The 13,954-nt window shown below is 69.1% G+C and carries 17 protein-coding genes and 1 tRNA gene; 15 read left to right on the top strand and 3 right to left on the bottom strand.

Annotated features, from left to right (window positions below):
* Positions 1-458 precede the first annotated feature (458 nt).
* Positions 459-923: an NUDIX hydrolase gene (locus ACF1CT_RS31190; protein WP_391787371.1), complete on the bottom strand. Its 465-nt coding sequence runs from the start codon at positions 921-923 to the stop codon at positions 459-461.
* Positions 924-941: 18 nt separating this feature from the next.
* Here ACF1CT_RS31190 and ACF1CT_RS31185 point away from each other — a divergent pair, with 18 nt between their 5' ends.
* From ACF1CT_RS31185 to ACF1CT_RS31135, 11 genes are all read left to right on the top strand, one after another.
* Entirely contained in the window at positions 942-1,721 is a 780-nt protein-coding gene (locus tag ACF1CT_RS31185) for a GntR family transcriptional regulator (protein WP_351837354.1), read from the top strand.
* A 139-nt stretch (positions 1,722-1,860) separates the two neighbouring features.
* The gene (locus tag ACF1CT_RS31180; RefSeq protein WP_384221436.1) at positions 1,861-2,217 is read left to right on the top strand and encodes a hypothetical protein; all 357 of its coding nucleotides are present in this window, start codon (positions 1,861-1,863) and stop codon (positions 2,215-2,217) included.
* A gap of 3 nt (positions 2,218-2,220) precedes the next feature.
* A complete protein-coding gene (locus ACF1CT_RS31175; protein WP_391787338.1) occupies positions 2,221-3,576 on the top strand; it encodes an FtsK/SpoIIIE domain-containing protein in 1,356 nt (451 codons plus the stop codon).
* Between the two features lie 84 nt (positions 3,577-3,660).
* Entirely contained in the window at positions 3,661-4,326 is a 666-nt protein-coding gene (locus tag ACF1CT_RS31170) for a DUF2637 domain-containing protein (protein WP_391787337.1), read from the top strand.
* 19 nt (positions 4,327-4,345) lie between these two features.
* A complete protein-coding gene (locus ACF1CT_RS31165) occupies positions 4,346-4,540 on the top strand; it encodes a hypothetical protein (RefSeq protein ID WP_391787336.1) in 195 nt (64 codons plus the stop codon).
* A 1-nt stretch (position 4,541) separates the two neighbouring features.
* A complete protein-coding gene (locus tag ACF1CT_RS31160) occupies positions 4,542-4,733 on the top strand; it encodes a mobile element transfer protein (protein WP_391787335.1) in 192 nt (63 codons plus the stop codon).
* 13 nt (positions 4,734-4,746) lie between these two features.
* Positions 4,747-4,902, top strand: coding sequence for a hypothetical protein (locus ACF1CT_RS31155; RefSeq protein ID WP_266690365.1), 156 nt, complete (start codon positions 4,747-4,749; stop codon positions 4,900-4,902).
* 23 nt (positions 4,903-4,925) lie between these two features.
* A complete protein-coding gene (locus tag ACF1CT_RS31150) occupies positions 4,926-5,243 on the top strand; it encodes a SpdD-like protein (RefSeq protein WP_391787334.1) in 318 nt (105 codons plus the stop codon).
* A gap of 110 nt (positions 5,244-5,353) precedes the next feature.
* Positions 5,354-6,733 (top strand): replication initiator protein RepSA, encoded by a 1,380-nt coding sequence (gene repSA, locus ACF1CT_RS31145; protein ID WP_391787370.1) that lies wholly within the window; start codon positions 5,354-5,356, stop codon positions 6,731-6,733.
* Complete coding sequence (locus ACF1CT_RS31140; RefSeq protein WP_391787333.1) at positions 6,730-6,921, top strand: helix-turn-helix domain-containing protein; 192 nt, start codon at positions 6,730-6,732, stop codon at positions 6,919-6,921. The genes repSA and ACF1CT_RS31140 overlap by 4 nt, the downstream gene beginning before the upstream one ends.
* A complete protein-coding gene (locus ACF1CT_RS31135) occupies positions 6,921-8,072 on the top strand; it encodes a tyrosine-type recombinase/integrase (protein WP_391787332.1) in 1,152 nt (383 codons plus the stop codon). Before ACF1CT_RS31140 ends, ACF1CT_RS31135 begins: the two co-directional genes overlap by 1 nt.
* A 76-nt stretch (positions 8,073-8,148) precedes the next feature.
* On the opposite strand, the gene ACF1CT_RS31130 is transcribed toward ACF1CT_RS31135, so the two are convergent.
* A tRNA-Arg gene (locus ACF1CT_RS31130) sits at positions 8,149-8,224 on the bottom strand.
* A 726-nt stretch (positions 8,225-8,950) separates the two neighbouring features.
* Positions 8,951-9,421 (bottom strand): XRE family transcriptional regulator, encoded by a 471-nt coding sequence (locus ACF1CT_RS31125; RefSeq protein ID WP_391787331.1) that lies wholly within the window; start codon positions 9,419-9,421, stop codon positions 8,951-8,953.
* Between the two features lie 1,040 nt (positions 9,422-10,461).
* Here ACF1CT_RS31125 and ACF1CT_RS31120 point away from each other — a divergent pair.
* From ACF1CT_RS31120 to ACF1CT_RS31105, 4 genes are read left to right on the top strand one after another with little or no spacing between them, the layout of a single operon-like run.
* Positions 10,462-11,007: a helix-turn-helix domain-containing protein gene (locus ACF1CT_RS31120; protein ID WP_391787369.1), complete on the top strand. Its 546-nt coding sequence runs from the start codon at positions 10,462-10,464 to the stop codon at positions 11,005-11,007.
* Entirely contained in the window at positions 11,000-11,647 is a 648-nt protein-coding gene (locus ACF1CT_RS31115; protein ID WP_391787330.1) for a hypothetical protein, read from the top strand. Before ACF1CT_RS31120 ends, ACF1CT_RS31115 begins: the two co-directional genes overlap by 8 nt.
* A complete protein-coding gene (lxmK, locus tag ACF1CT_RS31110; RefSeq protein ID WP_391787329.1) occupies positions 11,644-12,735 on the top strand; it encodes a class V lanthionine synthetase subunit LxmK in 1,092 nt (363 codons plus the stop codon). Before ACF1CT_RS31115 ends, lxmK begins: the two co-directional genes overlap by 4 nt.
* A complete protein-coding gene (locus ACF1CT_RS31105) occupies positions 12,732-13,832 on the top strand; it encodes a T3SS effector HopA1 family protein (RefSeq protein ID WP_391787328.1) in 1,101 nt (366 codons plus the stop codon). The genes lxmK and ACF1CT_RS31105 overlap by 4 nt, the downstream gene beginning before the upstream one ends.
* Positions 13,833-13,954 lie beyond the last annotated feature (122 nt).

The raw sequence follows: 13,954 nt of genomic DNA, 5'->3' as shown, positions 1-13,954 counted from the left end.
TCCGCGGTAGATCACCACCGAACCTTCTCCCACCACTCACCCCATCTCCCATCCCGTCCGCCTTCGACCCACACACTGTGGAGCGGTCGTGGTTCAGGGCGTCAAGGTGGAGCGCGCCACTGTACGAACGACCTTGACGCCCTGGGCCGCGACTGCTCGGCTCTGCCTGGGTCGAAGGTGGTCGGGATGGGAGCTCCACGACGCTCGCCACGCTCCGGCCGGCACTCGCGAACGGTGCCCCGTCCATCCCGGAGTCTGAGCGCCCCCGCCGGAGGCATCTCTTGAAGCCGCGGGCTTGGTTCTCGTCTCATGCCCCTCGGGCCTATCCAGTTGTGGGCGCGCGTCGGCGGCGGCAGCGCCGAGCGGGCCGAAGGCAGGAGCGCGGGCGCAGCCAGAGCCGGGAAGCGCGCCCGGCGGAGCGGAGCGCAGCCGGGTGCCTTGATGAAGTAGGGAAAGTCTTATCCCTCTGGGGTGAGGTGCTTGCCGTCGTGGCTTCGTACGTGGGGGCCGTTGCCGTCCAGGGCGTCCAGGAGTCGGACTGCGTAGACCTTGGACATCCGCTCGCTGACCTCGTCGGGCGTGAGCCAGGAGACGGCTGTTGACTCGCTTGATGTGCGCTCGGTTCCGCCGGCGGGCTTGCAGCGGAAGACCAGGGCGACGATGCCTCGGGTCGTGTTCTTGTAGACGCCGGTGAGTTCGTCGACCTCGACGTGGATGCCTGTCTCTTCCCAGACTTCGCGGGATACGCCGGCCTCCGGGGCCTCGTTGAGTTCGAGTACGCCGCCGGGGAGCTCCCAGGTGCCGTTGTCGGCTCGGCGGATCGCCAGGAGGCGCCCGTCCTCGCGCACCACGACTCCGGCTACGGATACGGAGTGCAGCGGCGGCGACGTTGCTTCCTGTGATTGACTCATGTACAGGAGCATAGGAGGCATGGAAGGACTATGGGAACTGCGGTAGAGGGGGGCAGGTCCGGGCCTCGGTACGTGCAGATCGCGGACGAGATCGTGCAGCAGATCAGGGCTGGTGTGCTCAAGCCTGGCGACATGGTGCCGAGTGAGTCTGAGCTGGTGGACCGCTACGGCGTGTCTGGCGGCACGATCCGCAAGGCCATGGTCGAGGTGCGGGCGAGCGGGCTCGTCGAGACCCGGCACGGCAAGGGCTCGATCGTGAAGGACCGGCCGCCGGTACGGCACCGTTCCTCCGATCGCTTCCGGCGCTCGCTCCGGCAGGGCGGCAAGGCCGCGTACCTCGCGGAATCCGCGCAGTCCGGCGCCACTGCCAAGGTGAGCGTCCTCTATATCGGGCCCATGGAGGCCCCCGCGGATGCCGCTCAGCGACTGGGCGTCCCCGCCGGCACTCAGGTGCTCGCCCGTCGGCGTCTCTACTTCCGCAACGGCACCCCGGTCGAGACCGCCTCCTCGTATCTCCCGTGGGATGTCGTGAAGGAGATCCCGGAGCTGTTCGCCGAGAACCCCGGCGGCGGTGGCATCTACGCCCGACTCGAAGACCACGGGCATGAGTTCGCCGAGTTCGTCGAGACGCTGCAAGCCCGGCCGGCCTCCAAGGCGGAAGCCACCGAGCTGGCGCTTAGTCCGGGTGCGCCGGTGGTTCACCTCATCCGGGAGGCCCGTACGACAACCGGCCTCGTGGTTGAGGTCTGCGACACGCTCATGGCTGCTGACCAGTTCGTTTTCGAGTACCGGATCCCTGCTGACGACTGACGCCCGCTCAACTCCCTGCGACCCGTCGTGACTTTGATGTCGCGGCGGGTTGACTCATGTACAGGAGTGATGCACTCTTCTTCATGTCACTCATATACATGAGTGACGGAGTTCGGCATCTATAGAGGAGTGATTCGCTGTGCGTCAGATCCCCGTCGACACCTCCGCCGCGACCGTGATGGTCGCCAAGACCCCGCAGCCGAAGGTGAAGGACCGCCGTACCGGCGAGATCGCCACCGACGCCGAGACCGGCGCGCAGTTGATGACCGTGGACGTGATGTTCGCGGCCAACGACGAAGTCGAGATCCTGTCCATCACCGTTCCGGAGACCGGCATCTCCGGCGACCTGACCATGGGCACCCCGGCCGCCCTCACGGGGCTGATCGCCCGGCCGTGGGAGAACGAGTTCAACGGCCAGAAGCGGCACGGCATCGCCTTCCGCGCCGTCGCCGTCACCTCGTTGGTAGCCACAGGCACGGGCTCGAAGGTGGCCTGAGCCATGACATGGCCGACGGTCTTACTGCTGGTGATCGTCGCCGCTGCGGGTCTCCTGCGGTGGCGGCGTCCCGCCTGGTACTGGCTGACCTTCGGGGTCACCCTCGCTGTCGTGCGCGTCCTGGTCCGCTACGCCTCCGTCATGGAGGCCTGCGGGCTGACGGTTCCGCCTTTGCGCTGGCGACTGATGCTGGCCCGGATAGCCAACCGACCGGCGCCGGAATCCCGCGCACCACGCATCCTGTGGCTGAGGCCCACCCACACAGGCCTGGTCCTCAGGCTCAAACTCCGCCCGGGACAGGACGCCTTCGATGTCGCCGCCGCCTCGGACCGGCTACGCCACTCCTTCGGGATGTACGGCGTAACCTCCCGTGAGCTGCGGTCGGGTGTGGTCGAGATCGGGATGACCGGCTACGACGTACTCAAGCGGGTGCAGATGCCGGCCATGACTGACACCCGACCGATGCGTATCCCTGTCGCGCTGCGAGAGGACGGCTCGGTCCACTACCGGGACTATCGCGCTGTCCCGCACGGTCTGACCCTCGGCGCCACGGAGTCCGGCAAGTCCGTCTATCAGCGCAACCTCGTCGCCGGGCTCGCCCCACACAACGTCGCGTTGGTCGGCATCGACTGCAAGCAAGGGGTCGAGTTGTTCCCGCTGGCACGCCGTTTCTCCGCGCTCGCCGACAACCCCGACACCGCATTGGAGTTGCTGGAGGCGCTGGTATCCCACATGCAGGAGGTGTATCAACTCATCCGCGCCGAGCAGCGGGTCAGCGTCGCCGTGCCGGACGCGGAGATCGCCGCCGACATCTGGGACCTGCCCGAGGATCTACGGCCGGTTCCGGTCGTCGTCCTGGTCGACGAGGTCGCCGAACTCGCCCTCTTCGCCAACAAGGAGGAAGAGAAACGGCGGGACCGGATCATCACCGCTCTGGTCCGTCTCGCCCAGCTCGGCCGCGCGGCCGGCGTCTACCTGGAGATCTGCGGCCAACGCTTCGGCTCCGAACTGGGCAAGGGCATCACGATGCTCCGCGCACAGCTCACCGGCCGCACCGCGCACCGCGTCAACGACGAGACGTCCGCGAACATGGCCTTCGGCGACATGGCGCCGGACGCCGTACTCGCTGCCATCCAGATTCCTGCTGAGACGCGCGGCATTGCCATCGCCGGGGACTCCACCGGCGGCTGGCACCGCATCCGCGCCCCGCACATATCGCTGCGCCAGGCCGTGAACGTCTGCAACAAGCACGCCGACCGCGCCCCCGAGGTGCCCGCCCTCGCGCCCTTCCGGCCCGCGGTCGCCCCGCTGCACTCGGCCCGCGTACCGCTGTCGAAGGCAGCCCCCGCCACCGCCTGATCCACCACCCCTCTCACGGTCGGCGCGACCGCCCTTCGCGCCGGTTCCCCACCCCGCCATGCCTGATCACAGGAAGGAGCCGTGATGGCCCGCCCCGCTCTCCGCATCGACGCCGTACTCGTCCAGGCCGTCATCGCCGGGGCACTGTCCTTCGCCCACATGCACGACCTTGCCGCCGCTGCCGGGCAGACCGGCTGGAAGGCCTGGGCCTACCCGGTCTCGGTGGACCTGCTCCTGGTCGCCGCCTGGCGTCGGTTGCGCGCCGATGGGTCGTCCCGGCTGGCCTGGTGCTGGTTCCTCATCGCCCTGGTCGCCTCCCTCGGCGCCAATGTCGCCACCGCCGGACTGCTCAACCTGAACGGCGTCCCGGCCTGGCTGCGCATCCTCGTCGCCGCCTGGCCCGCCCTGGCGTTCATGGGCGGCACCCTCCTCGCCCACTCATCCGCGGACCCCGCCCCGACTCCTCCGGCACCTTCCGCCCCGGCTCCGGACCCATCGCCCGAGACGGATCACGACCCCGCCGGTGCCGAGTCGAGCCGGGTGCCCGAACCCGTCGCCGCCCCGGAGGCCGAGGAAGCCCCGGCCCTGCCCACAGGTGTGCCGGTCGCGGCCGCGCTGGTCGCCCACGCCCGCAAGATCGCCGACGACCACCACGCCCGCACCGGCGTCCGGATCGACACCGACACTCTCCGCGCCCGCCTCGGCGTCCCGCCCCATCTCGCCGACGCCATCGCCGCCCAACTCGCTTGATCCAGAAGGGAGACAAGCCGTGACCCGTGACCCGGCCGACCTGACCGCCGCCGACTACCTCGACGGCGCCCGCGAGATGACCGCCGTCAACCGGCCCTACCTCGCTCACCTGCTCGCCGAGGAAGCCGCCCAGCGCACCACCGACCCGGCCACCGCCGCCGGCATCCGCGCCACCTTCCCCGACCCGACCACCACCCGAGAGGAAACCGACTGACATGCCCGCTCGCGACTTCTTCCACACGGTGATGCGGATCGGGCCCGTACAGATCGGCACCCATCGCGACCGCCGCGGCCGGACCAAACACGCCGCCGTGTGCACCAACGACCGGTGCGGCTGGTCCGCCGACTACTCCAGCCAGTCTGCCGCGCAGCTCGCCGCCCGCACCCACCGCTGCCGCGTCAGCTAGGAGGCCGACCCCGATGGATGTTCCGCTCTGGCTCGCGCTGCTCACCGTCGGCTACCTCGGCGTCAAGCTCATCCGCCCGCCCTGGTGGCTCATCGCCGTGCTCCTCCTCGGCGGCTTCCTCCTCGCCGACAGCGTGCTCGCCCCCGTCGTCAACGGCTTCGTCAAGTAGCACGAACCGAAGGGAGAACCCTGATGCTTCGCCCGAAGATCCCGACCAATCCCATGCCCACCGGTCGCGTCATGCCGCCTGTGTTGGTGGAGCCGACCACCGTCGTGCCGAGTGCGCAGGTTCCGCCGCCTGCTCCGGTCGCCTCGGCGCCGTCACGGCCCACGGTGCAGCTCACCCTCGGCACTGCCCTCGCCCTCGTTGGCGGCGGTACGGCCGTGGTCCTGGTCGTCGGCGCTGTCCTGGTCTCCATGCTCCTCGCGGTCGCCGTTACCGGCGCCTCGGTCGCCGTCTGCGCCCTGGTGATCCGCTCCCTCGCCAACGCCGACGCCAAGCGACGCTGACCGGCCCCCGGGCGGCCTCGATACCGCCAAGCATCCGCCGCCCGGGCGCCGTCCCTGTCCGATCTCACAACCGGAAGGAAGCACCCAGCATGGCGCATCGCGCCTCGCCCGTGCCTGCCCCGCTGCTCGACCCGACCACCCTCGGTGACCTCCTGCGGGTGGCCTCGGCTCCCGACTACACGCGCTGGGAGGACCAGATCCGCCGTACCGGCGGCTGCTCCGACCCCATCCACCTGACCGGCTGGACCCTCCACAAGGACAAGACCACCGGCGAGACCCTGCACCACTACACCACCGCCGACGAACCCGGCGGACGCCTCCGCCTCGCCTGCGGCAACCGCCGCGCCTCTCGCTGCCCGTCCTGCGCCTGGACCTACGCGGGCGACACCTACCACCTCATCCGTGCGGGCCTGGCCGGTGACGACTGCCGGGACGTCCCCATCACCGTCAGGGACCACCCCCGCGTCTTCGCCACCCTCACCGCCCCTTCCTTCGGCCCGGTCCACAACCGGCCCGACCGCGGCGTCTGCCGCTGCGGCACCCAACACGCCCCAGAAGCACCGGAAATAGGCACCGCCCTCGACCCCGCCACGTACGACTACGCGGGCGCCGTCCTGTTCAACAACCACGCCGGACAGCTCTGGCAGCGCTTCACCACACGCCTGCGTCGCGAACTCGCCGCCCGCGCCGGCCTTACCCGCCGAGAACTCGCCGACCGCCTCCGCGTCTCCTACGGCAAGGTCGCCGAATTCCAGAAGCGTGGCGCCCTGCACTTCCACGCGGTGATCCGGCTCGACGGCCCGGAGGGGCCCGGAACGCCGCCACCTGCCTGGGCAACGGTCGACCTGCTCGCCGACGCGATACACGCAGCCGCGGCGCACTCCTACACGTCCGTCTCCGTCCCGTCCGCCGGGGACCAACTGGCCCGGTCCTTCCGCTGGGGAACACAGATCGACGTCCGCCCGGTGAAGGCCTTCGGTGACGGCTCCGACATCACCGAACAGGCCGTTGCCTCCTACGTCGCCAAGTACTCCACCAAGGCAGCCGAGAACACCGGCACGCTTGACCGCCGCATCGGGGAACTCGCCGAACTCGACCGCCACCAGGTCCCGGACCACACCCGCCGCCTGATCACCGCATGCCGCGACCTGGACAGCCTCTACCCGGACCGGCGCCTCTGGGCCTGGGCGCACATGCTCGGTTTCCGCGGCCACTTCTCCTCCAAGTCCCGCCGCTACTCCACCACCCTCGGCGCCCTCCGCCAGGCCCGCGCCGACTACCGGGCTGCCCAAGAGGCCGCTGCCCTGAGCCTGGACGCCCGCGAACCGGACACCGTCCTCGTCCTCACCGACTGGCAGTACGCCGGCCACGGCCACACCCCCGGTGAATCCGCCCTCGCCGCCTCAATCGCCCGAGACCTTCAGCTCAACCGCGAGACGGCACGCGAAGCGCTGCAAGACCAACTCGCCCTGGAAGGAGCCGCAGCATGACCACCGCTGTCACCGCCGAACTGCTGACCGTGCCGGAAGTCATGGCGCGTCTCAAGGTCGGACGCTCGAAGGTCTACGACCTGATCCGCTCGCGCCGTCTCGTCTCGATCAAGATCGACGGGTCTCGTCGTATCCCCGACGTCGCCGTTCGTGACTTCGTCCTCGGCCAGATCGAGGAGGCTGCCTGATGGCCGGTCCCCGCAAGCGCAATCCCAACGGCGCCGGCACCATCACCAAGCGCAAGGACGGCCGTTACCAGTGCGCCGTGTACGTCCTCCAGCCGGACGGCACCCGCGCTCGCAAGTTCGCCTACGGCAAGACCTGGGCCGAGTGCGACGCCAAGCGCCGGGAACTGCTCGACAAGGTCGACCAAGGCGTGCCCGTACCCACCCGCTCGGCCAAGCTTTCCGAGTGGCTGCCGTACTGGCTGGACAACGTCATCAAGCCTCGGCGGAAGCTCAGTACGTACGACAAGTATGAGGCGCATGTCCGGCTGTACCTGGTGCCGTTGATCGGCGCCAAGCGGCTCGAATCCCTCGGCGTCGCCGACGTACGCCGCTTCCTCGTTCGCCTGGAGAAGGAGACCACCGCGGCGACCGCCAAGGAGTCTCACCGCGTCCTGAGGTCGGCGCTGTCCTCCGCCTGCCGGGAGGAACTGATCACGCGCAACGTGGCCAAGCTCGTCGAGCCGCCGCGTACCGACAACCGTGAACTGAGGCCCTGGACCCTCGACGAGACGCTCGACTTTCTGGCGGCCTCCCGCAAGGACCCGCTGTACGCGGCCTTCGTGCTCGCCATCGGCATGGGGCTTCGCCGGGGTGAGATCGTCGGGCTGCGCTGGTCGGACCTCGACCTGGACAACCGCGTCCTCCACGTCCGCCAGCAGACCCAGCGCCGTCGGGGCGTCCTCTACGACGACGATCCCAAGAGCCGTCGTCGTCGGGTCGTCCCGCTGCCCGCCCTCTGCATCGCGCCCCTGCGCTGGCACCGGATGCGGCAGGCAGCTGCTCGCGCCAAGGCGGGGGAGCGGTGGCAGGAGTCCGGCTACGTCTTCACCACCCGCACCGGCCGCCAGGTCGAGCCGCGGAACGTCTACCGCTCCTTCACCCGCGTCGCCGAGTCCGCCGGCCTCCGCGTGATCCGGCTGCATGACGCTCGGCACGGCACGGCCACCCTTCTCACGGCGGCCGGAGTCGCGCCTCGCGTGGTGATGGAGATCCTTGGGCATTCCCAGATCAGCATCACCATGGACGTCTACACACACGTCGTCCAGGACACGCAGCGCGAGGCCATGAGCCACATGGACCGGCTGCTCAGGAGGCGTCCCGGTCGTCAGTGACCGCCGCCGTTGATGTCAGATCTAGATGTCAGAAGGGGTCCACCTCCGAAAATCCGGAGGTGGACCCCTTCTGAACTGGTGCCCCCGGCAGGATTCGAACCTGCGACACCCGCTTTAGGAGAGCGGTGCTCTATCCCCTGAGCTACGAAGGCAGGGGCTTGGAGGAAGCCTTGGAGAAAATCCAACGAGTGGATCTTCGGCGAGGAAGCCAAGCCCGCTGGCCGGACGAGGTGCGACGCTTTCTGCCATCTTGCTCGGGCAGACAGGGGTGCACCGACGACCGACCAGGGACAGCGTAGCGGATGCGCGCCGATGAGGGGTTTCCGGATCGGGGACAGCTCTGCGGGAATGGAGATGGTGGCCGGCTGGGGGATGGGCTCGCCTGCGATGCCGCGCCGTGCGTCGCCGAGGGGGCATCGCACCTTCTGGTAGGGACTGACCGGTCGGTGTCGGCACGTTCTGCCTCGGCCCGTTCTTCTTCCGGCAGGGCCCCTCGACCCCCGGACCACGTCGGCGCGGGTGCTGGATGACCGGCCGCGAACCCGGTGGCCGATCGGGCGGGCCTCACCCGGTTCACAAGGGTGCGGGTGGGGGTGTCGACGCGGCAGTGGGGGCGTCGGGCCGGATGCCGATCCGGTAGTCGCCCGGACGGTCGTGATGTGGGCCGGGCAGGTTGATGTGCCGGTCGGGCGAACGGGGCAGGCGAGGTCGCTGTCGGCTTCGAGGCTCTCGATGAACTTCTGACTCGACTCGGACAATGCGGGAGTCCGGTCGCCTCCACGGCTCCGCACGATCATCTCCGCGTGTTCGTCTCCGCGTGATCAGCTCTGTGTGTTCGTCTTTCCGTTTCGCGGGAAGTGGTCGGGTCCCCCGAGGCGTTACCGCTCGTCCGGGTCCGGTTCGGAGGGAAGCCCTTCCATCTCGCGAGCGTAGTCGACCAGATCGCTCAGCCTGTCCAGGCTGCGTGGCGAGAGGCCGACGGCGCGCAGGGCGATGTTCTGCACACCGGCGCTGCACAGCTTCCTGATCGTGGTGAGCTCGACATTGAGCTGGGCCGCGACCTCATCGTCGAAGAAGTACGAGGCGGGTACACCGAAGAAGGCGGCGATGGCTTCGAGGTGCCGCTTGGTGGGGTTGTCGCGTCGGCCTGTCCTCAACTGCCACAGATACGTACCCGAGATGGTGGGGCCGCCCCTGGATTCGAGCCGGGACGCGACTTCGTCGTTGCTGTAGCGCTCCGAGCCCGGGGCCCGGATGGTCAGGAACAGCCGGTTGAGTTGGGCTGCCAGCGCCTTGTCCTCGGGTGGTGGGTAGGCGTTCTGATCGTGTGTCGGTGCTCTCTCGGCCATGGGCGCATTCTGCCACTGTCATTAATTCCTGTTGACTGTGAAGCAGTCGAAGTCGTAGCGTCCCCCAAGTCTGGCAACTGAGATTGATGAGATCGTGTCGACGGGAACAGGCCGGGTGAAGCGGCGAGTTGACGAATCATCGAACAGGACGTCTCTCGACGGGATGGACCAGCACGTGACGACGATCTTCCGTACCGCTCGCACTGCTCGACCGGTCCCGCGCGCCGAGGCGCGGTCGAGGCCACGCGTGCGATGCGGAGGTGCGGAACAGCAGTTCCGACTCGTGCCGGACCTGTGTTCGTCGCGAGTCCGGGGCCCTGGTGACGGCGCTCGGCGGGTCTCGGGGCCCGGTCCGGTCCTCGGTACGTGAGGCTGCCGGTCCTGTCCTGGTGGGATGGTTCGCACCCGTGTCGGCCGACGGCGAGCGGTTCGACCTGGTTGTTCCTCGCTCCCGGCCGGCAGAGCAACGCGCGGAGTCTCGGCATGCCTTCCTCCGGGCGGCGAGAGAAGACGCGGGGAGGAAGAAGGGCCCGCTGTGCGGCCCCCGCGTCAGTTGCGTCCGATCGAATGTGCTCTCCTCTGTGCTCTCCTCGCGCGGGGGCGCCCGTGTGGGCCGCTCGGTCGCGTATCGGCATGGGGCCGGGGCGTTGCCCGGTGAGAGGGAGACCGGCGGTTCGCCATGCGGTCTTCGGTGTACCTCGCGGGGTGGGTGAGGGCCGGGCCGGGGCGGCGGGCGATGTCGTCGGATGTGTTGCCGGACCCGATTGTGCAGTGATGCCCCCTTTGGGGGTGCGTGATCGGTGCAGGGATACGTGATCGATACAGGGATGTGCGATCGATACAGGTGCGATCGATACAGGGATGTGCGATCGACACGGGGGTGGCTCCGGAACGGGGGAGCGCCTTCAGGACCGACAGGCCGCGCTTGTCAGCGGCCTCCGTCGTCGCGCCTCGGGCAGCCGCGAGCGAAGCGGCCGACTCACGAGGCGCCCCGGCGGAACAGGGTTGGCAACTGAGCCAGGAAAGGTGATGTGACCCAGATGGGACGACCAGAGACGTGCATAGATCCTTCCGAGGGGCCACTGCAGAGCTTCGCGTACGAGCTCAGAACGCTCCGGAGATCAGCGGGAAATCCTTCCTACCGAGAACTCGCGAGCCGGGCCAACTACTCGGGGACGACCCTGTCCGAGGCGGCCCGGGGCGTCAGTCTCCCGAGCCTTGAGGTGACGTTGGCCTACGTCAAGGCATGCAAGGGAGACGTCGGGTTATGGCAGAGGCTCTGGACGGAGACCGACGCCGCGTTACGCGCCGACGACACTTCTGATTTCCAGGCCTCCGAGGCCCTTTCCGAACCGGTGGCGCGGGGTGCGCGGTTCCGGCCCGTGGGAGCCTTCCCGCCCGTCGGGCGCGGCATCTGTGGACCGAACCTGCTCAGGACGGCCCTTCCCGCACTCGCAGGAATCGCCGGGGTCGCGGGCGCGGCCGGCCTGGTCGGCCGCAGGCCGGGGGCGACGGCGCTCACCTTTGTGGCTGGGACCTGCGTGGTTTCCGCTTTCTGGCTGGGAAGGAACCTGAAAGATGCATGACCACACCGCTTCCGAATCCTTCGGCGCGAAAACGACGCCCACCAGGTCGGCGAGTCAGTGGACGGGCACCATGCTGCGCGATCTGAGGAACTGGGCGGGTCGCAGGCCGATGACGCTGCCGGAGGGACAGCAGCCGATCCCGCACTCCTCCGATGCCCGCATAATCGTCTGGGCCTTCGCCGGCACCGACCTGGTGACCGGGCTCATCATCGACGCGATGCTTCCGCCGGTCGGACGGGCCATCCACCTTCTCTGGGTCGTGCTCTCCCTCGGCCTCTCGCTGGGGTTCTGCGCGATGACCGCACGCAGCCCGCACCTGCTCCACAGCGCGAACCTGCGCCTGCGCACAGGGCCTTTCCGTGAGCTGACGATTCCGGTGACGGCACTCGCAACCGCACGCGTCGCACACGGCCTCACCAACGGATACGGGCTGCGCAGGGTCGAGACGGTGGAGAACGACGCGGTGGCGTGCAGTGTCGGCCGTACGACCAACCTTGTGATCGATCTCGACGAGCCGCTGTCGGTTCGGGTGCGAAAGGGAGGACCGGTGCTCGCGCGACGGATCTACGCCCACGCCGACAAGCCGTCCGAGGCGGCCGGCCTGATCAATCGCGCGGCCACCCGGGGGGCGCAGTCGTGACCACCGGGACCACTGACATCCTCCACGGCCAATCGGAAGTACGGAGTCTCCTCCTGCGCACGGGGCTCGGCTCCCTGGCGGGGCGGCCGGACATCCGGAGGCTGCCGGGCCGCAACCACAACTGGACCGTCACCACCGACACCGGGGAGCGTCTCTTCATCAAGAAGCTGGAGGGACCGGCCGAAGCGTCGGCTGCGCGGATCCGGCAGTGCCTCGCCTTCGACAGGATGCTGGGACAGAGCGAGTCCGCCGAGCTGTTCTCCCCTCGATTGCTCGCCGTGGACGCCGAGGCGAACGTACTGGTCTTCGCCTGTGTCGACGAAGCGCACACCGCCGCGGATCTGATTCGCGAGGACCGGCTCCTGCCCGAGCTGGTGTATTCCCTGGGGCGCACGGTCGGGTTGTTGCACCATCTGCCGGTCGAAGAACTGCTGCGGGAGGAGGAGGCCAGCCCCCTCCTCCCTTCCATGGAACTGCTCGACGCCCTTCCTCTGCCCCTGTTCGAGGCGTCCTCCGCGGCGGAACTCCAGACGTGGGCCCTCCTCCAGGGCGACGCTGATCTGGGGACCGCCCTGCGCCACCTCCTCGAACTGGATCGGTCGGCGCCCAGGGTGGCCGCCCACTGCGATCTGCGGCTCGACCAGTTCCTCGTCGCCGACGACGCGGTGTATCTCACCGACTTCGAGGAGTTCCAGGCCGCCGACGCCGCTCGTGACCTCGGCGGTGTGGTCGGAGATCTCCTGCACCGGGCCCTGCTGGACGCGGCCGTGAGCGACGGGGCGGCCTCGGACCCTCCGTCCCGTGAGCGCATGCTGGGTCATCTGGCGGACGGAATCCGGGCGGCCCGGCCGCGGATCACTGCCTTCTGGGACGGCTACCGCGATACCAGACCGAGCGACGACGGCAAGTTGGCCGAACGGGTCACGGCCTTCGCGGGCTGGCATCTGCTGGACCGGATGCTGGCCGGCGCGCGTACGGCGCCCCGGCTCGCCGCCCTTCCGCGCGCGGTGGCGGGCATCGGGAGGAAGGCCCTGCTCACTCCGGAGAATTTCCTTGCGAGTTTCGGACTTACGGAGGCCCGGGGATGAGCGATCGCACCGAAGACGTTCTGTCCGCCCGGCTCGTGGCGGTGCTCTCCGAGGTGGTCGTGAGGCCTGACGGCCTGTCCGCGTCGGTGGGCGGGAGAACGGTGACCGCGGACTCGCCGCGAACCCTCGTCGGCCGGCTGGCCACCGCTCTCTACGAAGTGGTCCACGTCGGCCGGCCGGCGGTGCAGCCGGAGGAGACACGGAACGCCCCGGACATCGTCCGCGATCTGGAAGCCGGGCTCGCTCGGGAAGTCCCGCACGAGCGCACCCGATACCGGGGGCCCGTTCTGAGCGACCGGGGGGACGAGGGGCGGATTGTCGGCCTCTCGGGGGTGCGCGTTCGCGTCCCGCGTGAACGGATCGCCGCCCCGCACGCCGCTGCCGCCACCGCTGCCGCTGGTACCTCTGCCTCTGCCGCCGCCTCTGCCGCTGCCGCTGGTACCTCTGCCGGTGCCTCCGCCGGTGCCTCCGTCGATGTCGGCGCGCGGGAGCCGACGAGTTCCGGGGAAGAGACGGCGGACGTGTTCGTGGCCGCGGCCCGTCCGGCGCTCTCCCCGGGGTTCTTCCTGGTGGACGGCTCGCTGCCGCTGACCGGCCGGGGCGCGGTCCTCCGGGTGTACCTGCACGTCACATCCCCGGACGCGGCCGTCGACGCATGGGGCAGATCGCTGCGGTGCCTGGAGGAGGCCGGCGTTCCCTATCGGGCCAAGGCCATCTCGTCCACCGATGCCCTGCCCCGGCGTGACGGTGTGGTGATCTATCTGGAGGGCAGCGGCCACCATGTGCTTCCGGATCTGGTGGGGGCGGTCGGCGAAGCCGCTCTCGGTGCGGACTGCTCCCCCTACACCCGGTCACTGGCCCCCGGCATCGCCGTTGCCTGGGAGCCGGACGATTCGAGGCCGGGCATGCGCAACACCAGTTTTGGGGAGCACAGGTCACGGGCGCTCGCCACGGGCCTGATCCGGTACGCCACCGAAGCCGACCTCCCGGACCGGACCCGGTCGGCGGTTGTACGGCAGGCTCTGCTGGACGCCGGTATTGACCCGTCGGAACCGGCGCGCAATCTTTTTTCGCCGCCTTTCAAAACCGTTCCCTGACATACACGGCGGCGTTGTGTGTCCGGCGATCTTCCGGACAACCTTTCAACAAGATTCGCTTGTCCGCCCGTTCGGTGTCGATCTAGGTTCATGGATATCGCGGGGATGCCGCAAGGAATTCT

The organism is Streptomyces sp. NPDC014734, assembly GCF_043083325.1.
GTDB lineage: Bacteria > Actinomycetota > Actinomycetes > Streptomycetales > Streptomycetaceae > Streptomyces.
Note: the sequence above shows the minus strand (reverse complement) of the source record. Positions and strands in the feature narration are given on the sequence as shown.